The organism is Pseudomonas sp. Irchel 3H9, assembly GCF_900187495.1.
Taxonomy (GTDB): domain Bacteria; phylum Pseudomonadota; class Gammaproteobacteria; order Pseudomonadales; family Pseudomonadaceae; genus Aquipseudomonas; species Aquipseudomonas sivasensis.
Genome location: NZ_FYDK01000007.1, coordinates 134,690 through 159,221 on the forward strand (window position 1 = coordinate 134,690; position 24,532 = coordinate 159,221).

Consider the following 24,532-nt stretch of genomic DNA (forward strand, 5'->3'; position numbering starts at 1 on the left):
TAAGGCGCAGCGGAAATGCCGCTGCGCTGAGTCAATTCAAGTGTTTGATCATTCACGGCTGGGCACTCCAGCCGCCGACCGGGGCGGCAAAACGATAGACCACCGGGCGTTTTTCACCATCGGCGCGAGGGCCGAAGTTGTTGTCGATACCCAGCCACGCGCCTTCAGCATCAACCACAAGGGCTTCGGCAAGACCATAGGGCTGGGCATAACGCCGCTCGGGCACCAGGGTTTCGTCGGCAAACGACCAGCACAGCTCGACCTTGGCGGTGACCGCATCGCGCCGGCAAATCTGGAACGCGTTGCGCTCCAGCGTAAACAGCTTGCCGTTGAACAGGGAGAGATCAGCGAAATCCTTGGACACGGGCTTGGCGTCGGTGAATTTAGCCGGTTGTACCTCCTGGCCGGCCTCACTTAACAACACGCAAGGGCCCTCACAACTCCACAGGCTTTGCCCTCGCTTGATGGAAATTAAGCCACGCCGCTCACGCTCGGCCGCCAGCCAGATTTGATTGCCTTCAGGGTTCACTGCCAAGCCTTCAAACAGCGCATTGAAGTGCAGCAACATGCCACTGGCCCGGGCCTCACGCACCATGCTTGGGGCAATCTTCAGCCATTCAGGTGCGCCGGTGGCAGGCACTTGCAGCACTGCCGCATGGGCTTCACTGACGATGTAGCGATTACCGGCAACATCGCAGCTGATCCCTTCAAAGTCCAGGTCGCCACCGCGAATAAACGAAGCAGCCGTGGTGCGCGAACGCAGCCCCCAAGGCAGACCGGACTCTGGCACGGGCGGCACTTCGATTTTCACTGTTTCTGCCTGCCAGGTCGGCGCGCTGATATCCAGACGGTAGATCTGATCGTCGTCACGGTCGGAAACCGTCCACAATTCCTTGCCGCACACAGCCAGACCCGACAGATTGCCGCCGCGCATGCCATCCACCGGGTGCTCGGACACGAGTTTGAGCTCTGCCACGGGCGCAGCAACCACCGGGGTGGCCGCCAGCCCGCTCATCATCAGGATCGCCAGGGCGACGCCTGTGCGCATCAGCCCACCACCTCGGCCAGGTTGCCTTTGGATTCCAGCCAGGACTTGCGGTCCGGCGCGCGTTTCTTCGCCAGCAGCATGTCCATCATTTCCGAGGTGGCGGCGTAGTCTTCCAGGGTCAACTGCACCAGGCGCCGGGTGTTGGGGTCCATGGTGGTTTCACGCAATTGTGGCGGGTTCATTTCACCCAGACCTTTGAATCGCGTGACCTGCGGCTTGCCGCGTTTCTTCTCGGCCACCAGGCGGTCGAGGATGCCATCGCGCTCCGCTTCGTCCAGGGCATAGAAAATCTCCTTGCCCAGGTCGATGCGATACAGCGGTGGCATGGCGACGTAGACGTGACCGGCATCCACCAACGGGCGGAAGTGCTGCACGAACAGGGCACAGAGCAACGTGGCGATGTGCAGCCCGTCGGAGTCGGCGTCGGCGAGGATGCAGATCTTGCCGTAACGCAGTTGGGCGATATCCGCAGAACCTGGGTCGACACCAATGGCCACGGCGATGTTGTGCACTTCCTGGCTGGCCAGGACTTCGCTGCCGTCGACTTCCCAAGTGTTAAGAATCTTGCCGCGCAACGGCAGGATCGCCTGGAATTCCTTGTCCCGCGCTTGTTTGGCGGAACCGCCGGCGGAGTCACCCTCCACCAGGAACAGTTCGGAGCGCATCGGGTCCTGCCCGGCGCAATCGGCCAGTTTGCCTGGCAGTGCCGGGCCTTGGGTGATGCGCTTGCGTTCAACCTTCTTACTGGCTTTGAGGCGACGGCCGGCGTTATTGATCGCCAGTTCAGCCAAGGCCAAGCCAAGCTCAGGATGCTCGTTGAGCCACAGGCTGAAGGCGTCCTTAACCACACCAGAGACAAACGCCGCCGCCTCGCGGGACGACAGACGCTCTTTGGTCTGGCCGGAGAACTGCGGTTCCTGCATTTTCATCGACAGCACGAACGCAATGCGCTCCCACACGTCTTCCGGCGCCAGCTTCACGCCGCGCGGCAGCAGGCTGCGGTATTCGCAGAATTCGCGCATGGCATCGAGCAGGCCCTGGCGCAAACCATTGACGTGGGTGCCGCCCTGAGCCGTGGGAATCAGGTTGACGTAGCTTTCCTGCACGCTGTCGCCGCCCTCGGGCAACCACAGCAGCGCCCAGTCGACGGCTTCTTTATTGCCGGCCAGACTGCCGCAAAACGGCTCGTTGGGCAGGCGCTCGAAGTCGCTGACGGAATCTTCCAGATAAGAGCGCAGGCCGTCTTCGTAATGCCACTCGACCTTCTCACCGGTGCCTTTGTCTTCAAAGGTCACCAGCAGGCCCGGGCACAACACGGCCTTGGCCTTGAGTACGTGTTTGAGGCGGCTGATGGAGAATTTCGGCGAATCGAAGTATTTCGGGTCCGGCGCGAAGTACACGCTGGTACCGGTATTGCGCTTGCCCACAGTGCCGATCACTTCGAGGTCGGTGGCTTTGTAGCCATCGGCGAAGGTCATCTGGTACTCGTTGCCGTCGCGCTTGACCTTGACCCGCACCAGCGTCGACAGGGCGTTGACCACGGAAATACCCACACCGTGCAAGCCACCGGAAAATTGGTAGTTCTTGTTGGAGAACTTACCGCCGGCGTGCAGCTTGGTGAGGATCAGCTCGACGCCTGACACGCCCTCTTCCGGGTGAATGTCCACGGGCATGCCGCGACCATCGTCGGACACTTCGAGGGAGTGGTCAGCGTGGAGAATGACGTGCACCGACTTCGCGTGCCCGGCCAAGGCTTCGTCAACGCTGTTGTCGATGACTTCCTGGGCGAGGTGATTCGGCCGGCTGGTGTCGGTGTACATGCCGGGGCGTTTGCGCACCGGGTCGAGGCCCGAGAGGACTTCGATGGCGTCGGCGTTATAAGAGCTAGCGCTGGGAGTGGCCATGGGGTCTCGTCGTGAGTCGTTCGATTAAAAAGTAACCTGCGGTTTTCAAGGCAATTACAGTGCCGAAAAATCGAAGGATTGATACTGATCTGCGCCAATGCCGGCAAAGCTCAACAGCGCCGGCAATTGCTGGGCGAACCCTTGGTAACCATGGTCGCCACCGGCCTGGATGCGCAAGGCGCAGGCCCGGTAATACTGTTGGGCGAGGCGATAATCCAGGGTTTCATCCCCGGTCTGCAACCACACCTGATAACGCGCAGCATCCTGGGGTGCCGGCACTTCCAACTCGGCGAGTGCCGTGACGTGGTCGTGGGTCAGTTCCCAGGTTTCATCGGTGTAGAGGTTCTTCTGGGTGCCCAGGTAGCCGTCGAACATCCGATGGGGGCTCACCGCCGGGTTGACCAGCAGCGCCTTGAGGCCATGGCGCTCGGCAAGATGGGTTGCATAGTAGCCGCCGAGTGAGCTGCCGACCAGCAGTGGCCGCCCCAGTTGGGCAATGGCTTGCTCCAACTGAGGAATTGCCTGACGGGGGTGGTGATGCAGCGCCGGCACGCGCAGTTGGTCGGCCAGGCCGAGGCTGTTCATCACGGTGATGAGCTGGCTGGCCTTGTTGGACGCCGGCGCACTGTTGAAACCGTGGATATACAGGATCGAAGCAGACATACCGGGCTCTCCGTGCTTGCGCCAAAAGCGCGCAGTTTACAGGTAAATCTCAGTAGCCGTTGCTACCGTAATCCACCGTAAACGCGAACCCGACCAAGCGCTCTACCCCGGTCTCCAGCCGCCCGTCGGCATGCAAACGCAACCAACGATACCCCGGCGCCTGCTCACTGACCTTGAAGTCCTCGCTGCCCGGCGCGAACTGGATGCACGTAGACGGCGACGCTAGCAAGCGCACGCCATTACGTTCGCGGTCGATTTCCTGGTGCACATGCCCCCAGAGCACTGCCCTGACTTGGGGAAAGCGGTCCAGCACGGCAAACAACGCTTCGGGATTGCGCAGGCCGATGGGGTCCATCCACGCACAGCCGAAAGACACTGGGTGATGGTGAAAGCACACCAGATGATGACGGCCGGGGGCTTCACTCAGGGCTTGGGCCAGCAATTGCAGTTGCGAGTCCTGAAGGTAGCCTGGCACCGAGCCCGGTACGGCAGAGTCCAGCAGTGTGATGCGCCAGTTGCCCACATCCACCACCGGTTCAAGCAGGTCGCTGTGCGCAGCGGCGTGCGCCATGATTTGCGGCTCGTCGTGGTTACCGGGAATCCAGCGGGCAGGGGCGCCGATGGATGCGGTCATGTCGCGAAATTGCTGGTACGACTCCAGCGTGCCGTCCTGGGACAAGTCCCCGGTAGCCACTATCAGGTCGATTTGCGGCTGTTGCTGGCACACCAACTCAATTACACGCCGCAGGCTCTCACGGGTATTCATACCCAGCAGCGTGCCGTCGGCCTCGGCAAACAGGTGGCTGTCGGACAGTTGCACCAGCAACGCCGGCGCATCGGGGTTCACGGTGGATACGCTCGGCAAGGCGCTCTCCCAAGGCAATCACAGGAATAGACAATTGGGGCGATTATGCTGGGGCAGAACGCAAAGAGGAAACCCAAGGAAGCAGACGCAGTTCACATCTACCGCACGACCTCAAACTCATGACCCAGAGCCAGGCAATGGCTCAACCACTCGCCGAGGAACACATTGAGCTGTGCTTTCTCATCGGGCTGGTGCATGAACACATTTGGGTAAGGATAGATGCTGCGAAAGCGTCGTGCATGTTCGGCGCTGATCACTTCGGCCATGCGGGCGTCGTGGTAAACCTGCACTTCCAGTTGCGGCACCGGCAGCCAAGGCAGGCTGTGCTCCTGACGAACGCGCAGGGTGGTGGTGTACGGACAGTTGACGATAACTTCCAGGGCCAGTACGCCGAGCATTTGGTCGCCATGGGTTACGCCGATGCGCCGTGCCTCGGGGGCGTGGCGCATATCGGGCAACAGGCGCATCAGCCGCGCATAGTTGGCTTCGCAGGCGGCTTGCAGCCCGATCAGGTCGACTCGATAACGTTCCCGTGCCTTTACTGCCATAACCCCCTCACTTCCGCGCGATTAAGCGCAAGCCATTGCAGGGCGATAATGCTGGCTGCGTTGGAAATCTTGCCGTCGCGCACCGCTTGCAGGGCATCTTCGAAGGCCCAGACGGTGACGCGGATATCTTCTGCCTCTTCTTCCAATCCATGGACACCACCTGCACCGGCGCTCTCGCAACGGCCCAGGTACAAATGCACAAACTCGGTACTGCCACCGGGCGACGGGAAGTACTTGGTAATCGGCCACAGCGCGGAGAACGTCAGCCCAGCTTCCTCCTCGGCTTCGCGGTGTGCAACCTCCTCCGGCTCTTCATCCTTGTCGATCAGGCCCGCGACCATTTCCACCAGCCAAGGGTTGTTGCTGCGGCCCATGGCGCCTACACGGAACTGCTCGATCAACACCACTTCATCGCGCTGCGGGTCGTACGGCAAGACACACACCGCGTCGTGACGGACGAAGACTTCGCGGTTGATCACCCGGCTCATGCCGCCATCGAATTTTTCGTGGCGCAGTTGCACGCGATCAAGCTGGTAGAAGCCCTTGTAGGCATTGTCGCGCTGAACAATTTCGATTGTGCTCGGCGTCGATTTTGCTGTGTCCGTCATATCCCTTCCTCGTTATGCCTGAGCAATTCGCGCCATCCTAACGCGCTCCCGCCCTCGGATGCAGCCCCTTTCCGGTTGCCGGGATAGACGGCGGGCGTCAAACTCACTCTAATCAGCTTAGTGGCGAACTGACTGCCTTGCTGGTAGTCGAAGCTGCACAATTTCGCTCTTATCGATAGACGAAGGACACCCATGTCGCTTTTAAAAATCGCCTCCGTGGCCTGCATCGCCTTGACCCTCGGCGCCTGCCAAAGCTTGTTCCAACCCAACTGGCGTACCCCGCTGGAAGCCACCCGCGACACCACTGAACAAACCCGGCCGGGCTGCGCCAGCGCCGATTGCGCACTGGTGAATATCGACACCGTGCACTTCGCCAAGGAACCCAAGCTGGACGCGCTGATCGAACAGCGCCTGCTGGAAATGACCGGCGCCAACCCGCTGCCGACCAGCCTTGAGACCTATCGCGAGCAATTCCTGAAAACCGCGGCCCCAAGCAACAGCATGTATTTGCAGGCCAAGGTACGGGAGCAGCATGACGGCTTGGTGATCATCGAACTGTCCAGCTATCTGGACCAGGGCGCCACCCATGGCGAGCCAGGCCGCGCATTCATCAACTATTCGCGCCAGCAGCAAAAGGCCCTCTCGCTCACCGACATGCTACTGCCGGGTAAAGAGGACGCCTTCTGGAAAGCCGCCCAAGTGGCACACAACAGTTGGTTGATCAGCACCCGCCTGAGCCTGGAGCCGGAGTTTGTGAAAACCTACCCCTTCCAGAAAACCCCGAACGTTGCGCTGACCTATGGTGGCGTGGTCCTCAAGTACCCCACCACCACCATCGCGCCGTATGCCTTGGGCCATGTCGAGTTGCAGATTCCCTACTCGCGCCTGGACGGCATTCTCAAGCCTGAGCTGGTACCCGCACGCCGCTGAAGGCCCGACCCAGGATGAACTGCAGCAGCCCTGCCAGCACCAGCGCCGGCAGGGTTGCGCCGACATCCGGGTACAGATTGGCCAACAGATGGTAAGTGGCAATGCCACCTAACCAGGCCAACAGCGCCGGCCAACGCAGGCCGGCAACCACACCCTGACCACGACGGCGCAGGATGAAATGATCCACCAGCACCACACCGAACAACGGCGCAAACACTGAGCCGATCAATAGCAGGAAGTTCTGGTACTGGGCCAACGGCGCGAAACAGGCGATCAAGGTGCAGATGACACCGATGGCCAACGCCAGATGCTCGACTTTCAAGCGCAACAGAACCCCGCTGGACACCGCCGCCGAGTGAATATCGGCAAAAGCATTTTCCGACTCGTCCAACAGGATCAGCAGCAGCGGAATCCCCAGGCCGGCGCCAGCCAAAGCCAGGAGCAGCGCGTTCACTTCACCGCTCGGCGCAAATGCCAGGGTGTAGGCCACGCCCAGGCTCATCAGCCAGAAATTACCGATAAAGAAGCCCACCGCGGTGCCGCCGAACACGCTTTTAGCGCGCTTACCAAAACGGGAGTAATCGGCAATCAGCGGTAACCAGGACAGCGGCATGGCGATGGCAATATCGAAGCCCACGGCGAACGGCATCGAACCATCACCGACCTGAGCCCATAGCGCGGCCAAATCAGCCTTGGCGAACAAGTTCCAGGTGAGCCACAGACAGGCGGCGAGCAGCAGCCAGATGCCCCATTTGCGCAGGATCTGACGCACAAAGGTCAATGGACCGCTGACTGCCAGCAGCGTCGCCAAGCCGCCGAAAAACAGCGTCCACAGCAACGGGCTGGCCAGCAGGCTGCCCTCGCTGAATGCTCGCGTACCCAACAGGCTGGCCGCATCGCGCATCACAATGATTTCGAATGAACCCCAGCCGATCAACTGCAGCAAGTTGAGCAACGCGGGCAGGCTCGCGCCTTTGGCACCGAGGCTGAGCTTGAGCGCGGCCATGGCGGACAGGCCGGTGTCGCTGCCGATCACGCCGACGGCGGCCAGCAACAACACGCCGACCAGAGTGCCGAGGAAGATTGCCAGCAATGAACCCGACAGGCCCAGCCCCGGCGCAAGCAAAGCGCCGGTTTGCAGGACCATCAGGCCAATGCCGAGGGAGAACCATAGGGAGAACAGGTCACGGGCGCCGAAAACACGTTTGTCTTGGGGGACTGCGATGTCCGGTGAGTAGGTGCTCGGTTGAATGTTCAAGGGTGTTATCTCTGAGGGGCATGTGTTGTTTGAAAGATTGCTATCGGGGGCAAGCCCCCTCCCACATTTTGAATGGCGAACACGTTCAAGTGTGGGAGGAGGCCTGCCCCTGATGAGGCCCTTAAAAGCACCTGCAACCTCGGATCAGACCTTCTTATAAAGCTGACTACCTTCCTGCTTGAACCGCTCCGCCTGCTCCGCCAAGCCCTTGGCCACGTCCACATCCACCGCTTCAATGCGCTGGTTGGCCGCGTATTCACGCACTTCCTGGGTGATTTTCATCGAGCAGAATTTCGGCCCGCACATCGAGCAGAAATGCGCGACCTTGGCCGAGTCCTTCGGCAGGGTTTCATCGTGATAGGAGCGCGCGGTATCAGGGTCAAGGCCGAGGTTGAACTGGTCTTCCCAGCGGAACTCGAAGCGCGCTTTGCTCAAGGCGTTATCGCGGATCTGCGCGCCCGGGTGGCCTTTGGCAAGGTCGGCGGCATGGGCGGCAATCTTGTAGGTGATGATCCCGGTCTTCACGTCATCCTTGTTCGGCAGGCCCAAGTGTTCCTTGGGCGTGACGTAGCACAGCATGGCGCAACCGAACCAACCGATCATCGCCGCACCGATACCCGAGGTGATGTGGTCGTAACCCGGCGCGATGTCGGTGGTCAGTGGGCCGAGGGTGTAGAACGGCGCCTCGTCGCAGCACTCCAGCTGCTTGTCCATGTTCTCTTTGATCAACTGCATCGGTACGTGGCCGGGGCCTTCGATCATGGTTTGCACGTCGTGCTTCCAGGCGGTTTTGGTCAGTTCACCCAGGGTTTCCAGCTCGCCGAACTGCGCGGCGTCGTTGGCGTCGGCAATCGAGCCGGGGCGCAGGCCGTCGCCGAGGGAGAAGCTGACGTCATAGGCCTTCATGATTTCGCAGATTTCGTCGAAATGCGTATAGGTGAAGTTCTCTTTGTGGTGCGCCAGGCACCACTTGGCCATGATCGAACCGCCACGGGACACGATGCCGGTGACGCGCTTGGCAGTCAGCGGCACGTAGCGCAGCAGCACGCCGGCGTGGATGGTGAAGTAGTCGACGCCCTGCTCGGCCTGTTCGATCAAGGTGTCGCGGAACAGCTCCCAAGTCAGGTCTTCGGCGGCGCCGCCGACTTTTTCCAGGGCCTGGTAGATCGGCACGGTACCGATTGGCACTGGCGAGTTACGGATGATCCACTCGCGGGTTTCGTGGATGTGCTTGCCGGTGGACAGGTCCATCACCGTGTCCGAGCCCCAGCGAATGCCCCAGGTGAGTTTCGCCACTTCTTCTTCGATGGACGAACCCAAGGCGCTGTTGCCGATGTTGCCGTTGATCTTCACCAGGAAGTTACGGCCGATGATCATCGGCTCCAACTCGGTGTGGTTGATGTTGGCCGGGATAATTGCGCGGCCACGGGCGATTTCTTCGCGCACAAACTCGGGGGTGATGATTTTCGGCACGCTGGCACCGAAGCTGTGGCCGGCGTGTTGCTGGTCCAACAGACCGCTGGCGCGGGCTTCTTCGAGCTTCATGTTTTCGCGGATGGCGACGTATTCCATCTCGGCGGTGATGATGCCTTTGCGCGCGTAGTGCATCTGGGTGACGTTGGCGCCGGCCTTGGCGCGGCGCGGATTTTTCACATGGGCAAAGCGCAGTGCGGTCAGTTCGGCATCGCTCAGGCGCTGCTGGCCGAAATGCGAGCTGAGGCCGGACAGGCGCTCGGTGTCGCCGCGTACTTCGATCCACGGCGAGCGCACATCGCCCAGGCCTTTACGCACGTCGATGATTACATTGGGGTCGGTGTACGGGCCGGAGGTGTCATAGACCACCACGGGTGCGTTGATTTCACCGCCAAAGTCGGTAGGGGTCACGTCCAGGCTGATCTCACGCATCGGCACACGAATGTCCGGGCGAGTGCCTTGTACGTAGATTTTTTGCGAGCGGGTAAACGGCTGCACAGAGCCGGAGTCGACCTTGGCCGATTCACTTAAATGCACAGTGTTTTTTAGTTTTGTAGTCATCACGGGCTCCAACTTATCCAGGCGGTGGATTTTTGTCGGAGCGAACCTGTGACGGATGGACGCACTGAAACCAGTGCTGTGCTTGGCGCACGAGGACTGTTCGATTGTCGAACAGCATCCCGGACGAAGCACAAGAGGACTCGCCGGGTGACGAGAAATCTTGTTCCCTACGCAGGCGTTAACCTGATCAGGTTCAACGGGATCCGGTATTTACCGATCTCAGCCTTCCAACAAGGCACCCCGACAAGAACGCGGCCAGTCTAGACCATGGCGTGGGCAAATTGCCAACAGTGGAGCATTCAGCGTGATGAATGGCGCAATTACAGGATTGTTGTGCCGGGGTCGCGCCACTACACTCGGATGCCGCCTCAAGGCTTGACGCCAGAAATGACCAGCCGTAGCCTTGGGCGCTAAATTATCGCCGTAATATTCACACTAGGGATCGCCTCATGCTGCGCAAACTTTCACTGGCTGTTGCCGTGTCTTGTGCGACCAACGGAATGGTCTGGGCAGCTGAAGCGCCCTTGTCTGCCAGAACCGATCTGGTCAGCGTCTATCAGGAAGCGGTGGATAACAACGCCGACCTGGCCGCCGCCCGTGCCCAATACGGTGCGCAAAAAGAAGTGGTACCCCAGGCCCGCGCCGGGTTGCTGCCGAATCTGTCGGCTGGTGCCGATATCAACAATGTGCGCACCCAGATCGACACGCCCTCGGCCACCGCCAACCGTGACGCCCATTCCTGGCGCGCGACCTTGAGCCAGCCACTGTTCCGCGCCGACCGCTGGTTCCAGTTGCAAGCCGCCGAAGCCGTCAACGAGCAGGCCGCATTGCAACTGTCGGCCACCGAACAGAACCTGATTCTGCAGAGCGCCGAAAGTTACTTCGCCGTGCTGCGCGCCCAGGACAACCTGGCCTCCACCAAGGCCGAAGAAAATGCATTCAAGCGCCAACTGGACCAGTCCAACGAGCGCTTCGATGTGGGCTTGTCGGACAAGACCGACGTGCTGCAATCCCAGGCCAGCTACGACACCGCTCGCGCCAACCGGATCCTGGCTCAGCGCCAGGTGGAAGACGCCTTTGAAGCGCTGATTACGCTGACCAACCGTCAATACAACTCGATCCAAGGCATCGTGCACACGTTGCCGGTGTTGCCGCCGCTGCCGAACGACGCCAAGGCGTGGGTCGAAACCGCTGGCCGCCAAAACCTGAATCTGTTGGCCAGCAACTACGCCGTCACCGCCGCTGAAGAAACCCTCAAACAGCGCAAGGCCGGTCATGCGCCGACTCTGGACGCAGTGGCGCAATACGAAAAAGGCGACAACGACGCGCTCGGTTTCAGCAACCCGAATGCTTTCGGCACGCCGTATCGCGGCGACGTCGAGCAGCGCACCATCGGCCTGCGCCTGAGTATCCCGCTGTACAGCGGCGGCCTGACCAGCTCGCAAGTGCGTGAGTCCTACTCACGCCTGGGCCAGACCGAGCAGCAGCGCGAGGGCCTGCGCCGCCAGGTGGTGGAAAATACGCGCAACCTGCACCGCGCGGTGAACACCGATGTGGAACAGGTGCAAGCGCGCCGCCAGTCGATCATCTCTAACCAGAGCGCGGTGGAAGCCACGGAAATCGGTTACCAGGTGGGTACGCGCAATATCGTCGACGTGCTGGATTCACAGCGCCAGCTCTACTCGTCGGTGCGCAACTACAACAACAGCCGCTACGACTACATCCTCGACAACCTGCGCTTGAAGCAGGCTGCGGGCACCTTGAACCCAGGGGATTTGCAAGACCTGGCACGCTACCTCAAGGCGGACTACAACCCGGACAAGGACTTCCTGCCGCCGGACCTCGCCAAGGCCGCTGCCGAACAACTCAAGGCCCGCCCGGGATACTGAGCACACGACAAAACAACTGTGGGAGGGGGCTTGCTCCCGATAGCAATCTTTCAGGTCAGTCGTTTTGACTGACACTCTGCTATCAGAAGCAAGCGCCCTCCTACCTTTGGATCGGCGCTGGGTCAGCGAGCGATCAATCGGCCCAAACCATCCAGCAACCGCTTCAGCGCGCCCTGATTAGCCTGCATCACTTTGAGCCCCGCCTGCGCCACCTTGCGCGCATCCTGCGGCAGCTCGAACAGCTGTCGCACGGCTTCGGCCAACCCTTCAGCGTCATCCACCTCACGCAACGCACCCGCTTCGCGCATCATCGCGGTGATTTCGAGGAAGTTGAACACATGGGGCCCCATGATCACCGGCTTGGCCAGTGCCGCCGGCTCCAGAGGATTGTGCCCACCGGTCGCCACCAGGCTGCCGCCGACGAAGGCGCTGTCGGCGAGGGCGTAGAGAAACAGCAACTCGCCCATGGTATCGCCGAGCAGCACTGAGGTTTGTGCGCTTACGGGCTCGCCTGTAGAACGGCGCACCGTGGCAAATCCTTGCTGCTTGCACAGCTCGAACATCGGGCCGAAGCGTTCCTGATGACGCGGGACCAGAATCAGTAACGCGTTGGGATAGTGGCTGAGCAACTGACGATGAGCGGCCAACACCACTTCATCTTCACCTTCGTGAGTACTGGCGGCGATCCACACGGGACGCTCGCTGGCGCCCCATTGCTCGCGCAAGGCGGCGGCACGCTCAAGTAGCTGCGGGTCGATGGTCAGGTCGAACTTGATAGAGCCGGTCACTTCCACAGTCTCCGGCCGCGCGCCCAGGCTCAAGAAACGTTGGGCCTCGGTGTGCGTCTGCACAGCAAACAAGCTCATTTCAGCCAGCATCGGCGCCGTCAGCTTGGCGAAACGCCCATAGCCCTTGGCAGAGCGCGCCGACAGCCGCGCATTGGCCAGCGCCACCGGAATTCCGCGCTGGGCGCAGGCGTGGATATGGTTGGGCCACAGTTCGGTTTCCATGATTACCGCGAGCTTGGGCTGCACGCGATCGAGAAAACGCTTGGCGGCGCACGGCAAGTCATAGGGCAAATAGCAGTGCTGGATACGCGGCTCGTTGGCGAACAACGCCTGGATCCGCTCGGAACCGGTGGGCGTCATGCAAGTGACGGTGATCGGCAGCTGTGGATAACGCTCCAGCAGCCCACGGATCATCGGCGCAGCGGCAATGCTTTCGCCCACTGACACGGCATGCACCCAGATTCCGCCAGGCTGCATCACCGGCAAGCCATAGGAAAACCGCTCGCCCACGCGCCTGGCGTAGGCCGGTGCCTTGCGCGCGCGCAGCCACAGACGTAAAGCCACCAACGGCAGCGCCAGGTAAAACAGACAGCTGTAGAGAGTTCTATTCATGGCGGCGGAGTTTACCCACTTTTTCAATCAATCGCCCGCAGGCACTCGGCAAAACGTTCGGCAAGGAAACGCGCAGCAGGCCCAAGGTGCTCGTCGCGACGCCATACCAGCTCCACGACCAGGGCCGGCGGCGTCCATTCGCTGTCCAGCTCCACCATTTGTTGCTGATAGGTCGGGTATTGCACGATATGCCGCGGCAACCAGGCCCAGCCCAGCCCACTCATCAGCCATTCGGCCAATACGTAGAAACTGTCGGCGCGCCACACCAGCGGACTGGCTGCTTCGCTGCCGGGGTAGACACTGGTCTGAGTCGACATCAACAGCTGCCGGTACTGGGCCAAGCGCTGGCACGTCACGTACCCGTTCTTGGCCAGCGGATGGTTCACGCCGCAGACGGTGACCATTTCCACACTGCCCACCACGCGCCGCTCAAGGGCCTCGGGAATCTGGTCGTGATAGAACAACAGGCCCAGGTCTGCCTTGCGCTCCACCAATTTGCGCGCCACGTCGCCTTGGGCGGCACTGGACAGTTGCACTTCCAGCAACGGGTATTGCACCGCCAGCGCCTCAAGGCTATCGAGCACCGGCTGGAACAACATCGCCTCGTCCTGAGCCAATCGCAGGCAGGCTTCTTCACCACGGGTCAATGACAGCGCGCGGCCATTGAGCCGCTCACATTGGCGCAACACTTCGCGCGCTTCCTCCAGCAACACACTACCGGCTTCAGTCAGGCGCGGCTGGCGCCCGCTGCTACGCTCAAACAGGCTCACCCCCAAGTCCGCTTCCAGCAATGCAATCCCATTGCTTACCGCCGATTGCGCCTTGCGCTGCCCACGCGCCACCGCTGAAAACGAACGCTGCTCGGCGACGTCGACAAATAGACGCATCTGTTCAAGATTCCACTGCATGGCCAACCCATCTTCAAATCGGATAGGTAATGACTTTACCCCATCTGGTAAAGCCCTAAAATGCCGACCTTATCAAGTGCGCTGTACACCGAGGATTGACGCCATGAACCCTGCCTACTACTACCTGGCTATCGCCATTTGCTCGGAAGTGATCGCTACCGTCTCGATGAAAGCCATCAAGGGTTGGAGCACGCCGATCCCGTTGTTGCTGGTAGTCGTCGGCTACGGCGTGGCCTTCTGGATGCTGACGCTGGTGGTGCGCACGGTGCCGGTGGGTGTGGCCTACGCCGTGTGGGCCGGGATGGGTATCGTGATGGTCAGTATCGCGGCGCTGTTTATCTATGGGCAGAAGCTGGATGTCCCGGCGATGCTGGGGATGGGGCTGATTGTGCTGGGCGTGGTGGTCATCCAGTTGTTCTCGAAAACCGCCGGGCACTGACCGCTACTCAACAGCCTGTATACTGCGCCTCTTGTCTTGAACACTGAGGTCGCCCATGCCATCCGTTATTTCCACCGACGTTCTGATTGTCGGCGCCGGGGTTGCCGGCCTCTGGCTGAATGCGCGGCTGCGCCGCCAGGGGTTTTCCACGGTGGTGGTGGAGAGCGCCACCTTGGGTGGCGGGCAAAGCGTGAAGTCCCAGGGGATTATTCACGGCGGTGCGAAATACGCCCTTCATGGCGCCCTTACCGGCGCCTCCGAAGCGATTGCCGACATGCCGCGCCGCTGGCGTGAAGCCTTGGCGGGCAACGGCGAACTGGACCTGTCGGGCGTGCGTTTGCTGTCCGAAGCCCATTACCTGTGGTCCCCCGGTACCCTCGCCGGCAACCTCACCAGTTTTTTTGCCAGCAAGGCCGTGCGTGGCCGTGTCGATCAGGTCAAGGGCGACGACCTGCCACCGGCGCTGCAAGACCGCCGCTTCAAGGGCAAGGTGTATCGCCTGGCCGAGTTGGTGGTTGATGTACCAAGCCTGATCGAACGCCTCGCGCAGCTTGCCGGTGACGGCCTGCTTGCAGGTCAACATATCGAACCGCTGCTGGACGCCAACACGCTGGTGGGCTTGAAGGTGGATGGCCGTGAAATCCGCGCCCAGCGCATTGTCTTGAGCGCTGGCGGCGGCACCGCTGAACTGCTGAGCACCCTTGGCCTGAACAATCCGGCCATGCAAAAACGGCCACTGCATATGATCATCGCCAAAGGCCCAGGCCTGAAGCCGCTGTACGCTCACTGTCTGGGCGGCGGCACCAAGCCACGTATCACCGTGACCACCCACCCGGCTGCCGATGGCAACTGGGTGTGGTACATGGGCGGTGATATTGCCGAGGCCGACGGCGTTGCACGTACGCCCGAGGAACAAATCGCCACCGCCCAGAAAGAACTCGCGCAATTGCTGCCCTGGATCGACATGAGCCAAACCCGCTGGGCCACTCTGCGCGTCGACCGCGCCGAACCGCTGCAATCAGGCCTCAGCCGTCCCGACAACGCCTTTGTCGCCGACGAAGGTCGCCTGCTGGTGGGCTGGCCGACCAAACTGGCCTTGGCGCCTGACTTCGCCGATCGCGTAATTAACAGCCTCGAACGTGACGGCATCCGCCCAAGCGCAGCTGAACCGCTGCCGGACCTGCCAAAACCCGCCCTCGGCGTTCCAGCTTGGGAGCAACTGTTGCCATGAGCCTGCCAACTTTGCACGACCTGCATCGCCCTTTGGGCAGCACCGGCATTCTGGTATCGCCGCTGGGCCTGGGCACCGTCAAGCTGGGCCGCGACCAGGGTGTTAAATACCCCAACGGTTTCCAGATTCCGGATGACGACGAAGCGCGAATGCTACTGCGCCAGGCTCGTCAGCTTGGCATCAATCTGATCGACACCGCCCCTGCCTATGGCCGCAGCGAAGAACGCCTGGGGCCGCTGTTACGCGACCAGCGTAAGGATTGGGTGATCGTCAGCAAGGTAGGTGAAGAGTTCGAAAATGGTGTCTCCCAGCACGATTTCAGCGCCGCCCACACTCGGCTGTCCATTGAGCGCAGCTTGAAACGACTTGAAACGGATTTTATCGACCTGGTGCTGGTGCATTCCGATGGTAACGACCTGCACATCCTCAACGAGTGCGAGGTCTACCAGACCCTCGCAGAGCTGAAAAAAGAGGGCAAGATTCGCGGTTTCGGCTTCTCCGGCAAAACCGTCGAAGGCGGCGTGAAGGCTCTGGAACAAGGTGATTGCGCGATGGTTACCTACAATTTGAACGAACAGGCGGAGAAAGCCGTCATTGATTATGCAGCGGCCCATGGCAAGGGCATCCTGGTCAAAAAGGCGCTGGCCAGCGGCCACGTTTGCCTGGAGCCCGGAATGGATCCAATACATGCCAGTTTCATGCTGTTGTTTGCGCAAACCGGCGTCGCCAGTGCTATTGTCGGGACCATTAATCCGCTGCACCTGGCCCATAACGTGGCGACCGCTGCCAAGGTCATTCGTCAACTCTGATGCCGCCCACGCGGCCGACCCCGTCGCAAAAAGGAGCCGACATGCCGCGAACGCTCATAAGAAAAAACCCCAGCAACTTTAAAACACTGCCGCTGCACGTCGAAGCCACCCCTGAAGGCCTGAGCTATCAGAGCGTGGGCATGCCGCTCAACTTCGCCCAGACCCTGCAACGGCGCAAGCCGGTGGAGGTGGCAGACTCGGAACGTTTCGTGCTGGAACTGGCCAACCTCGGCGTGTCGGTACGCTTGACCCTGCACTGGCAAAACCGCGATTACTGGGTGCTGGTGCGCCAGCGTCGCCAGGACCGTGGTGATGTGGTGCTCAAGCTCATCTCCGGCTACGTCCCGGCCCACGAGCTGAATCTGCCACTGCACACCGCCATCCAGGAAATTGCTGAAGAGTGCCTGCTGGAAACACCCGAAGGCTGGCTCGGCGGGCGCTTCAATGACACCTGGCTGCCGGCGCCCTACTCCGCGGCGCTGCATTACCGCGAAGCGCTGCCGTTTCGCCTGAGCCCGCTATCCGGTGCGGCCCGCCCGGTGCGTTGCGCCACCACCCAGTTGATCGAACGACCACGGGCCTATGTGCATTTGCCCACGGCATCGCTGCAATTGATCTACGACCTTCGCCTGGAAGTGCCGAAGGAAGCCAAGTCGCTGAGCCTGTTCCATGTGGATGAGCGCCTGGAAGGCGACCAGTTGGTCGCGCGCCTGGACCGCAAGCGTCCGGACTTGTACCTGATGCCGCTAAAAGACGGCCAGCCCCTTCCCGAGTTGTACACCGTGAAGAAAGACCAACTGTACCCGGCCAGTACGCGGGGTTTGTACCTGGCGGAAAGCTTCGCCCAGCAGGAAGGCTGGCTGGTGCGGGAAGAGCGCATTCGCTGGAAGGATTGGCTGAGACAGCAAGGTCTGGCGGAGCCGGAGAAGGAGTCGAAGTTGAAGGGATTGGCGCGGCGCGTGTTGCGCAAGATCGTGCCGAAGAAAAAGGCCAAGGGCTAAACTGCAATCTAAATGTGGGAGAGGGATTGCCACTCCCACATTAGATTGGGGTTAGCCGTTAAGCAGTCGTTCCAGGCCGACTTTCAGCGGGGTAGGTTCCGGCAACGTGAAACTCGCCAACAACCGCTGGTTGTTCGCCCGTGAATGCCGAATATCCCCCGACCGCGCCGGCCCGTAAGTCACGGATGGCAAGGAGCCCACCGCTTCTTCCAGCGCCTGCAGCACTTGCTTGAGCGTAGTGGTACGGTTCCAGCCCACGTTGATCGCCCCCAAAGGAGCCTGCGGCGCTTCGATCGCCTGCACCAACACGTCAACCAGGTCTTCCACGTACATGAAGTCGCGGGTTTGCTCGCCATCGCCAAACACGGCAATCGGCAAACCCTGCTGTGCACGTTCGCTGAAGATACTGATCACGCCGGAGTATGGCGACGACGGGTCCTGGCGCGGCCCGAAGATATTGAAGAAGCGGAAAATCACCGGCTCCAGACCATGCTGGCGGCGATAGAAATCAAAGTAGTGCTCGCCGGCCAGCTTATCGGACGCATAGGGCGTCAACGGCGCCTTGGTAGTCTCTTCGTCAATCGAAGCACCTTCGCCGTTGTTGCCATACACCGCTGCGCTGGATGCAAAGACCACGCGCTTGACGCCTGCCTTGCGCATGGCTTCGCAGACATTCAGGGTACCGACGAAATTGCTCTGGTGCGTGCTGACTGGATCATCCACCGAGGCCTGCACGGACGCGACCGCCGCCAGGTGCACCACCGCCGTTGCGCCAACAGCGGCACGCGCAACCAGCCCGGCATCGGCGACATCACCTTCGAGCAGCTCGACAAGCGGGTTGTGCAACGGCAGGTTGCTGCGTTTGCCTGTGGACAAGTTGTCCAGCACACGCACCGCGTAGCCCTTAGCTAGCAAGGCATCCACGAGGTGCGAGCCAATAAAGCCCGCGCCACCGGTGATCAGAACCAACGGATCAGCCTTACTCATTATTGCGGATCTTCTCGACAATCGCCGTGGTCGAGCTGTTCTCAACCAGACCCAACACTTTGACCTTGCCGCCGTAGGCGCTGACGATATCCGCACCGACCACCTGGTCGACGGAATAGTCGCCGCCCTTGACCAGAACGTCCGGCTTGACCTGAGCCAGCAGATTTTCCGGGGTCGCTTCAGGGAAACTGATCACCCAGTCCACTGCACCCAACCCAGCCAGCACGGCCATGCGCCGGTCGACGCTGTTGATTGGACGGCCAGGGCCTTTCAGGCGGCTGACCGAAGCGTCGTCGTTGACCGCAACGATCAGGCGATCGCCTTGGGCGCGCGCCTGCTCCAAGTAAGTCACGTGGCCGGCGTGCAGGATGTCGAAGCAGCCGTTGGTGAACACAATGCTTTCGTTATGCGCGCGAGCGTCGTCAATCGCCAGCAGCAATTGCTCGATGGTCAGCACACCGCGCTCCGAGCCTTCGGAGCGTTGGATGGCGCGGCGCAGCTCAGGTGCGCTGATGGCAGCGGTACCCAGTTTGCCGACCACGATGCCCGCCGCCAGATTGGCCAGGGCCACGGCGTGAGGCAGCTCTTCGCCGGCCGCGATGGAAGCGGCCAGGGTAGAAATCACGGTGTCTCCGGCGCCGGTGACGTCGAACACTTCACGGGCCCGCGCCGGCAGGTGCATCGGCGGGTGGCCTGGACGCAGCAGGGTCATGCCGTGCTCGCCACGGGTTACCAGCAAGGCACCGAGGTCGAGATCGGCCATGAGTGCCGCGCCTTTGGTCACCAGTTCGTGCTCATCGGCACAACCGCCGACGATGGCTTCGAACTCGCTGAGGTTCGGCGTGATCAGGCTGGCGCCCCGATAAATCGAGAAGTCCTTGCCCTTGGGATCGGCCAACACCGGGATGCCCTTGGCCTTGGCGGCCTGGATCAGCACTTGGTGATTCTTCAACGCGCCTTTGCCGTAGTCGGACAGCACCAGCACCTTGATGCCTTCGAGCAACTCGTCGACCTGACCGCTAAGGGCCAAGGCGTCGGTGGCGAAGGGTTCTTCGAAATCGATACGCAGCAACTGCTGGTGACGGCTCATGACCCGCAGCTTGACGATGGTAGGCTGGTGGGCAATGCGCTGGAACAGCGCACGCACGCCAGCACCGCGCAGGCTGTTGGCCAGGCTGTCGGCGGCTTCGTCGTCGCCGGTCACACCCACCAGGGAGGCCGGGGCGCCGAGGGCGGCAATATTGAGGGCAACGTTGGCAGCGCCACCCGGACGGTCTTCGATTTGCTCGACCTTGACTACCGGTACCGGCGCCTCAGGGGAAATCCGTGAGGTACCGCCATGCCAGTAACGGTCGAGCATGACATCGCCGACCACCAAGACAGGGGCTTGATCGAATCGCGGCATGGACAACTTCATGGAGCAACCCACATACAAAATGAACAGGGGCGCGATATTAGCACAGGGTGAGCGCTGCCTAGTTCGAGAGCTTTATCCGCAATGCGCCATGCGCCAAAACTGGTTATTTTTTAAACAAAACCGCCAGGATCTGCTCAACGGCATCGGCCAGCTCGACCTCATCGGTGTTGATCTCACAGTCAGCCGCGCTCGGCGCTTCATAGGGGCTGTCCAAACCGGTGAACGCTTTGATACGCCCATCCAACGCCGCTCGGTACAAGCCCTTGGGGTCACGCCGAGCACACACGTCGAACGGCGTGCTGATGTAAACCTCAAAGAATTGCCCCGGCCCGAACAGCGCCCTGGCGGTTGCCCGATCAACGCTGAACGGCGAGATCGCTGACACAATCACAATCAATCCCGCATCGACCATCAACCGCGCTACTTCGCCAATGCGCCGGATATTTTCCTTGCGCGCCGCATCGCTCATGCCCAAGTCATTGCACAACCCCGTGCGCAAATTATCGCCATCGAGCACAAAGGTGTGCCGGCCCTGCTCGTTGAGTTGCACCTCAAGGGCATTGGCCAGGGTCGACTTGCCGGAACCGGACAACCCCGTCAACCACAGGCAGCACGGCTGTTGATGCTTGAGCGCGGCCCGTGCCGCCGCCGACAACGACAGGGCAAAGGGACGAATGGCAGCGGACCCACTGGCAAGCGACTGGTTATTCATAACCCAACACCTCGTAATCACGCTGATAGGCGCGCCTGACCAAACGGCGCGTACGCACCGAGCAGAACGCCCTGACCGGCTCGCTGCGCCGCCCCAGTGAAACATTCAGATGTGGCAGGGATGAGGTCACGCCGAGGCGCTCGCACAGGTGCTGGAAATCTTGTTCCAGCGATTCCTGACGGCCGAGAAAATCCATAGCCATCCCGCCCAGGTGATCAACCAGAAAGTCGGTCTGGGGCGCGAAATGCAGTTGGCGGCGCAGGTTGTCCGGGTGCAGCCAGCCGGCCACAAATTGGTCGAAGTCACGGTAGCTGCTGACCAGGGCCTGGGCTTGCACGTCGCGGGCGCCCATGTGGTTGCCGCGCAAGTAGGTGTAGGCCGAGTAAGCCCGCTCCAGCGGGTCACGCACAAAGGCAAACTTGAAACTGCGCTCGCAGTGTTCGGGAAACTGCTGCTGATACCAGTAATACGGCAGATGCCCCGGCCAGCGGCCATCAAGAAGCGCCGAGCACACGCTGCTGCCGGCGCATTTTGGCACATGGATAAACACGCACTTGTGTCGCTCGAACGCGGGATTAAGGGTGGTCACCCCAGACAGGGATTTGTTCACCGCCTGACGGTCAACCACCGACAAACGCCCCAGCAGAAACACCCTCTGGTGCTTGGGAAGCATTTTCCAGAACAGACGTTGCAAGATTCCATTACCCACGCAAGAAGGTTAGCCCTCTCGTTCGTCATTCGAATCGAGAAGGCCAACATAACAAACGATAGGCAACGAATTATTTGGCTTTGGTCAAGCCCTGTAAGGAACTCGATACAAACAACGGGGCGCATTGCGCGCCCCGTCGGATCAGGTGATGTTGTTCGCGACCGGCTCGTCCAGCCCCATCGCATGCAACCGCGAGTAGTAGCCGCCTTTGGCGAGCAGTTCGACATGCGTACCACGCTCGACAATTTCACCGTGGTCCATCACCAGAATCAGGTCGGCTTTCTCGATAGTGGACAAACGGTGCGCGATCACCAGGGTGGTGCGACCTTTCATGACCTTATCCAACGCAGCTTGAATGTGCCGCTCGGACTCGGTATCCAACGCCGATGTCGCCTCATCCAGGATCAGCAGCGGGGCATTTTTCAGCAGGGCCCGGGCGATTGCCAGACGCTGGCGCTGACCACCGGAGAGCAGCACGCCGTTTTCACCGACCTCGGTGTCCAGGCCTTTTGGCAGCTCCGAGATGAAGTCCATGGCGTAGGCATCGGCCGCAGCTTTCTCGATGTCGGCACGCGGCGCGTCGGCCAGGTCGCCATAGGCGATGTTGTTGGCCACGGTGTCGTTGAACAGAGTCACGTGCTGGGTAACCTGGGCTACATGCCGGCGCAGGTTGCGCAGGCGGTAGTCTTCAATCTCCACCTCGTCCAGCAGGATTTCCCCGGTTTCATGATGGTAGAAACGCGGGATCAGGCTGGCCAGGGTCGACTTGCCGCTGCCTGAGCGGCCAACCAGAGCGATCATCTGCCCAGGGGCTGCGCTGAAGCTGATGTTCTTGAGCACCTCGCGTTCAGTACCTGGGTAAGTGAAGCTCAGGTTGCGCACGTCCAGGCGACCGCTGACGCGATCACGCTCCACGGTACCGCCGTCGACTTCAGGCACTTCATCCAGCTGTTCGAAGATGCTCTCGGCACCCGCCACGCCTTTCTGGATCGTCGAGCTGACTTCCGACAACTGGCGGATCGGCTTGGGCAGCAGGCCCGCCGCGGTGATGTAGGCAACCAGATCGCCTGCCGTGGCGTCACCGCGCAACAGCAGGACCAGGAACATCAACACAGCCATGGCCGTGTAGATCACCAGCTGCAGCATCGGCGTATAGACCGCACCGGTCTTGTTCATGCGCAATTGCTTGTCGGTGTTGCCCTGGCTGGCGGCGGCAAAGCGACGCTGCTCATAGTCTTCGCCACCGAAGCTGCGCACCACACGGTAGCCCTGGATGGTCTCGGAGGCGACGTGGGTCACGTCACCCATCGCCACCTGGATCTTCTTGCTCTGCTTGCGGAATTTCTTGCTGGTGCTGCCGACCATGATTGCGATCAGCGGCAGGATCGCCAGCATCACCAGGGTCAGTTTCCAGTTCATCCACAGCAGGTAACCGAACAGGAACACCACCGTCAGGCCTTCGCGGATCACGACCTTGATCGCATCCGTGGCAGCGCCGGTGACCATGGTCACGTTGAAGGTGATGCGTGAGATCAGGTGCCCCGAGTTATGGGTATCGAAGTAGCGGTTAGGCAGCACCAATAGCTTGTTGAACAGCTGGACCCGCAGGTCATGCACCAGCCCCAAGGAAACCTTGGCCAGGTAGTAGTTGCCCAGGAAAGACCCGAGGCCTTGCCACGCGGCGATCAGGATGATCAGCAGCGGCACGGCCATCAGCAACTTCAGGTCCTTGAAAAACGGAACCTTGGGCAGGAACACCACATCGGGATTGCTCAAGCCATCCACGAAGTACTTGAGAATCCCGGCGAGCATTGGCTGGGTCGAAGCAAAGATCACGAAGCCCACGATACTCAGCAGGAACATGCCGAGGTACGGTTTCACATAGCCCAGCAGCCGGAAATAAATTTTCAGGCTGGATTCCTGGTCCGCTTTGGGCGGTGCGTCACTCATGTGTCGAGCTCACTGATTGGGTAGGACGCGAACTTTATCACACACGTCGGGTTTGGCCCGCGCCCAGACCAAAACACTGGCCAGCGCAACCGGCAACCAGGTGATGAACCACTCGGCCCGAGGAGTGCCTGTGAGGCTTGCCGCATCGAATTGCATCGCCAGGGACGAGAACACCCACATGCCGATAATGCCCTTGCCGTACGGGGTGTCGCGCATTTTCAAGGCTTGCCACAGCACGCCGAACCATACCGCCGACCACAGGATCAGGCCCGGCAGGCCCAGCTCGATGGTCACATGGGTGAACAGGTTGTGGGAGTGATCGAAACGGTGCTCATCCCAGAACAGGTTGTAATCACCACCCAGGCCCAGGCCCGTCCAGGGACGCTCGCTAATCATCTGCATCGCCGCCATAAAAATCTGCGGCCGGAACGACGCGCCACGGGATAGCATCAACGACTGCATCGACAGGAATACCAGCACTGCCGCCACCACTGACGCAATGGCAATCAGGGTGCTGCGCCGGTCTCGGCACCACAGCGGCATGGCCACCACACTCAAAAACAGGGCCAATGCGGCGCCGCGGCTTTGGCTGGCTACCACAAACAGGCCGAGCAAGCCGATCGCCGCCATACAGGCTACTTGCATCCAGCGCTCACGCGGCATCCAGTGCAGCAACCACACAGCAGCCAGACCAATCACATACGCGCCCAGGATCGGGTGAGACAACTGACCCAGCCCTTCAAGACGCGCGTACCAAACGTTCCCTTCCATGCCATAGAACTTGATCATGGCCAGCAGCGACGACAAGGCAAGACCAAAGCCTCCCCACTGCATCAAACGAATCACGCGCTGGGGCTGAGCTTCAGCGAGTATCGGAAAGAACAACAGGAACACGCCGATATAGAGCAGGCGCTTGGCCTCGCGGGAGCCGTCTTCGGCATTGGTCCACCACAGGCTGATCAAGCCCCATGCCGCCAGCGCGGCGAGTGCCAGACAGATCCAGCGCTGAGCGCGCCAGACTTGTTTGAGTTGCTCACGGGCAGACCAGGCAAACACCAGCGCCGGCAGCCACAGAAAGAGCGCCAGCCCCTGTTGATAAACTTTGTTGGTCGGCGCGAACGCTATCGCCAGCAAAAACCACAACAACCCAAAACACATCCATCCGCGCGCCCAACGACCTGCTTGCATCACCCGCTCCTAATACGGCCAACCTGCCAACCTG

At 60.9% G+C, this 24,532-nt stretch carries 22 protein-coding genes and 1 riboswitch; of the genes, 6 read left to right on the top strand and 16 right to left on the bottom strand.

The window, feature by feature from the left end; translation table 11 throughout:
* Positions 1-52: 52 nt before the first annotated feature.
* The 6 genes from CKW32_RS22850 to CKW32_RS22875 form a co-directional block, all read right to left on the bottom strand.
* Positions 53-1,048, bottom strand: a complete 996-nt coding sequence (locus tag CKW32_RS22850; protein ID WP_095186075.1) for an esterase-like activity of phytase family protein — start codon at positions 1,046-1,048, stop codon at positions 53-55.
* Entirely contained in the window at positions 1,048-2,952 is a 1,905-nt protein-coding gene (gene parE / locus CKW32_RS22855) for a DNA topoisomerase IV subunit B (RefSeq protein ID WP_032890449.1), read from the bottom strand. Before parE ends, CKW32_RS22850 begins: the two co-directional genes overlap by 1 nt.
* 54 nt (positions 2,953-3,006) lie before the next feature.
* Positions 3,007-3,615 carry a YqiA/YcfP family alpha/beta fold hydrolase gene (locus tag CKW32_RS22860; RefSeq protein WP_032890447.1) on the bottom strand — a complete coding sequence of 203 codons (609 nt, stop codon included), beginning with the start codon at positions 3,613-3,615 and terminating at the stop codon, positions 3,007-3,009.
* 49 nt (positions 3,616-3,664) lie between these two features.
* On the bottom strand, positions 3,665-4,480 hold the full coding sequence (gene cpdA, locus CKW32_RS22865; RefSeq protein ID WP_032890445.1) for a 3',5'-cyclic-AMP phosphodiesterase: 816 nt from the start codon (positions 4,478-4,480) through the stop codon (positions 3,665-3,667).
* Positions 4,481-4,578: 98 nt separating this feature from the next.
* A complete protein-coding gene (locus CKW32_RS22870) occupies positions 4,579-5,028 on the bottom strand; it encodes a DUF1249 domain-containing protein (protein ID WP_003171323.1) in 450 nt (149 codons plus the stop codon).
* Entirely contained in the window at positions 5,019-5,636 is a 618-nt protein-coding gene (locus CKW32_RS22875) for an NUDIX domain-containing protein (protein WP_032890443.1), read from the bottom strand. Before CKW32_RS22875 ends, CKW32_RS22870 begins: the two co-directional genes overlap by 10 nt.
* Before the next feature lie 192 nt (positions 5,637-5,828).
* On the opposite strand from CKW32_RS22875, the gene CKW32_RS22885 reads away from it, so the two are divergent.
* Positions 5,829-6,566 carry an RsiV family protein gene (locus CKW32_RS22885; RefSeq protein ID WP_032890438.1) on the top strand — a complete coding sequence of 246 codons (738 nt, stop codon included), beginning with the start codon at positions 5,829-5,831 and terminating at the stop codon, positions 6,564-6,566.
* Here CKW32_RS22885 and cytX read toward each other — a convergent pair.
* Together cytX and thiC are read right to left on the bottom strand one after the other, a co-directional pair.
* Positions 6,535-7,824 carry a putative hydroxymethylpyrimidine transporter CytX gene (gene cytX / locus CKW32_RS22890; RefSeq protein WP_095186076.1) on the bottom strand — a complete coding sequence of 430 codons (1,290 nt, stop codon included), beginning with the start codon at positions 7,822-7,824 and terminating at the stop codon, positions 6,535-6,537. The two genes, CKW32_RS22885 and cytX, sit on opposite strands and share 32 nt — an antisense overlap.
* 144 nt (positions 7,825-7,968) lie before the next feature.
* Positions 7,969-9,858 (bottom strand): phosphomethylpyrimidine synthase ThiC, encoded by a 1,890-nt coding sequence (thiC, locus tag CKW32_RS22895; RefSeq protein WP_095186077.1) that lies wholly within the window; start codon positions 9,856-9,858, stop codon positions 7,969-7,971.
* Positions 9,859-10,005: 147 nt separating this feature from the next.
* Positions 10,006-10,111, bottom strand: a riboswitch (TPP riboswitch).
* Between the two features lie 196 nt (positions 10,112-10,307).
* On the opposite strand from thiC, the gene CKW32_RS22900 reads away from it, so the two are divergent.
* The gene (locus tag CKW32_RS22900; protein ID WP_095186078.1) at positions 10,308-11,747 is read left to right on the top strand and encodes a TolC family outer membrane protein; all 1,440 of its coding nucleotides are present in this window, start codon (positions 10,308-10,310) and stop codon (positions 11,745-11,747) included.
* A 122-nt stretch (positions 11,748-11,869) separates the two neighbouring features.
* Here CKW32_RS22900 and waaA read toward each other — a convergent pair whose 3' ends face one another.
* Positions 11,870-13,147: a lipid IV(A) 3-deoxy-D-manno-octulosonic acid transferase gene (gene waaA / locus CKW32_RS22905; RefSeq protein WP_095186079.1), complete on the bottom strand. Its 1,278-nt coding sequence runs from the start codon at positions 13,145-13,147 to the stop codon at positions 11,870-11,872.
* A 23-nt stretch (positions 13,148-13,170) separates the two neighbouring features.
* Positions 13,171-14,061 carry a LysR family transcriptional regulator gene (locus CKW32_RS22910; protein WP_095186080.1) on the bottom strand — a complete coding sequence of 297 codons (891 nt, stop codon included), beginning with the start codon at positions 14,059-14,061 and terminating at the stop codon, positions 13,171-13,173.
* Between the two features lie 97 nt (positions 14,062-14,158).
* Between CKW32_RS22910 and CKW32_RS22915 the strand changes: the two genes are divergently transcribed.
* The 4 genes from CKW32_RS22915 to CKW32_RS22930 are packed head-to-tail and all read left to right on the top strand — an operon-like array spanning position 14,159 to position 17,535.
* A complete protein-coding gene (locus CKW32_RS22915; protein WP_032890426.1) occupies positions 14,159-14,494 on the top strand; it encodes a multidrug efflux SMR transporter in 336 nt (111 codons plus the stop codon).
* Positions 14,495-14,549: 55 nt separating this feature from the next.
* Positions 14,550-15,725, top strand: coding sequence for an FAD-binding oxidoreductase (locus CKW32_RS22920; protein WP_032890424.1), 1,176 nt, complete (start codon positions 14,550-14,552; stop codon positions 15,723-15,725).
* Positions 15,722-16,534, top strand: a complete 813-nt coding sequence (locus CKW32_RS22925; protein WP_032890423.1) for an aldo/keto reductase — start codon at positions 15,722-15,724, stop codon at positions 16,532-16,534. The genes CKW32_RS22920 and CKW32_RS22925 overlap by 4 nt, the downstream gene beginning before the upstream one ends.
* A 41-nt stretch (positions 16,535-16,575) precedes the next feature.
* Positions 16,576-17,535, top strand: coding sequence for a hypothetical protein (locus CKW32_RS22930; protein WP_032890421.1), 960 nt, complete (start codon positions 16,576-16,578; stop codon positions 17,533-17,535).
* Between the two features lie 51 nt (positions 17,536-17,586).
* Here the strand turns inward: CKW32_RS22930 and CKW32_RS22935 are convergent, their stop codons facing one another.
* The 6 genes from CKW32_RS22935 to CKW32_RS22960 all read right to left on the bottom strand — a co-directional run bounded on the left by CKW32_RS22935 (position 17,587) and on the right by CKW32_RS22960 (position 24,498).
* Positions 17,587-18,522, bottom strand: a complete 936-nt coding sequence (locus CKW32_RS22935; protein WP_095186081.1) for an NAD-dependent epimerase/dehydratase family protein — start codon at positions 18,520-18,522, stop codon at positions 17,587-17,589.
* On the bottom strand, positions 18,515-19,939 hold the full coding sequence (gene hldE / locus CKW32_RS22940; RefSeq protein ID WP_032890418.1) for a bifunctional D-glycero-beta-D-manno-heptose-7-phosphate kinase/D-glycero-beta-D-manno-heptose 1-phosphate adenylyltransferase HldE: 1,425 nt from the start codon (positions 19,937-19,939) through the stop codon (positions 18,515-18,517). Before hldE ends, CKW32_RS22935 begins: the two co-directional genes overlap by 8 nt.
* A 103-nt stretch (positions 19,940-20,042) precedes the next feature.
* Positions 20,043-20,651, bottom strand: coding sequence for an adenylyl-sulfate kinase (gene cysC, locus CKW32_RS22945; RefSeq protein WP_095186082.1), 609 nt, complete (start codon positions 20,649-20,651; stop codon positions 20,043-20,045).
* The gene (locus CKW32_RS22950) at positions 20,644-21,348 is read right to left on the bottom strand and encodes a sulfotransferase family 2 domain-containing protein (protein ID WP_095186169.1); all 705 of its coding nucleotides are present in this window, start codon (positions 21,346-21,348) and stop codon (positions 20,644-20,646) included. Before CKW32_RS22950 ends, cysC begins: the two co-directional genes overlap by 8 nt.
* Positions 21,349-21,501: 153 nt before the next feature.
* Positions 21,502-23,310, bottom strand: a complete 1,809-nt coding sequence (msbA, locus tag CKW32_RS22955) for a lipid A export permease/ATP-binding protein MsbA (protein WP_032890412.1) — start codon at positions 23,308-23,310, stop codon at positions 21,502-21,504.
* A 9-nt stretch (positions 23,311-23,319) separates the two neighbouring features.
* Positions 23,320-24,498, bottom strand: coding sequence for an O-antigen ligase (locus tag CKW32_RS22960; RefSeq protein WP_095186083.1), 1,179 nt, complete (start codon positions 24,496-24,498; stop codon positions 23,320-23,322).
* Positions 24,499-24,532: the final 34 nt, after the last annotated feature.

Coding starts and splice junctions, on each gene's coding strand:
- CKW32_RS22850 (WP_095186075.1), bottom strand. CDS start 1,048: ATGCGCACAGGCGTCGCCCTGGCGATCCTGATGATGAGCGGGCTGGCG.
- parE (WP_032890449.1), bottom strand. CDS start 2,952: ATGGCCACTCCCAGCGCTAGCTCTTATAACGCCGACGCCATCGAAGTC.
- CKW32_RS22860 (WP_032890447.1), bottom strand. CDS start 3,615: ATGTCTGCTTCGATCCTGTATATCCACGGTTTCAACAGTGCGCCGGCG.
- CKW32_RS22870 (WP_003171323.1), bottom strand. CDS start 5,028: ATGGCAGTAAAGGCACGGGAACGTTATCGAGTCGACCTGATCGGGCTG.
- CKW32_RS22875 (WP_032890443.1), bottom strand. CDS start 5,636: ATGACGGACACAGCAAAATCGACGCCGAGCACAATCGAAATTGTTCAG.
- CKW32_RS22885 (WP_032890438.1), top strand. CDS start 5,829: ATGTCGCTTTTAAAAATCGCCTCCGTGGCCTGCATCGCCTTGACCCTC.
- thiC (WP_095186077.1), bottom strand. CDS start 9,858: ATGACTACAAAACTAAAAAACACTGTGCATTTAAGTGAATCGGCCAAG.
- CKW32_RS22900 (WP_095186078.1), top strand. CDS start 10,308: ATGCTGCGCAAACTTTCACTGGCTGTTGCCGTGTCTTGTGCGACCAAC.
- waaA (WP_095186079.1), bottom strand. CDS start 13,147: ATGAATAGAACTCTCTACAGCTGTCTGTTTTACCTGGCGCTGCCGTTG.
- CKW32_RS22915 (WP_032890426.1), top strand. CDS start 14,159: ATGAACCCTGCCTACTACTACCTGGCTATCGCCATTTGCTCGGAAGTG.
- CKW32_RS22920 (WP_032890424.1), top strand. CDS start 14,550: ATGCCATCCGTTATTTCCACCGACGTTCTGATTGTCGGCGCCGGGGTT.
- CKW32_RS22925 (WP_032890423.1), top strand. CDS start 15,722: ATGAGCCTGCCAACTTTGCACGACCTGCATCGCCCTTTGGGCAGCACC.
- CKW32_RS22930 (WP_032890421.1), top strand. CDS start 16,576: ATGCCGCGAACGCTCATAAGAAAAAACCCCAGCAACTTTAAAACACTG.
- CKW32_RS22935 (WP_095186081.1), bottom strand. CDS start 18,522: ATGAGTAAGGCTGATCCGTTGGTTCTGATCACCGGTGGCGCGGGCTTT.
- hldE (WP_032890418.1), bottom strand. CDS start 19,939: ATGAAGTTGTCCATGCCGCGATTCGATCAAGCCCCTGTCTTGGTGGTC.
- cysC (WP_095186082.1), bottom strand. CDS start 20,651: ATGAATAACCAGTCGCTTGCCAGTGGGTCCGCTGCCATTCGTCCCTTT.
- msbA (WP_032890412.1), bottom strand. CDS start 23,310: ATGAGTGACGCACCGCCCAAAGCGGACCAGGAATCCAGCCTGAAAATT.
- CKW32_RS22960 (WP_095186083.1), bottom strand. CDS start 24,498: ATGCAAGCAGGTCGTTGGGCGCGCGGATGGATGTGTTTTGGGTTGTTG.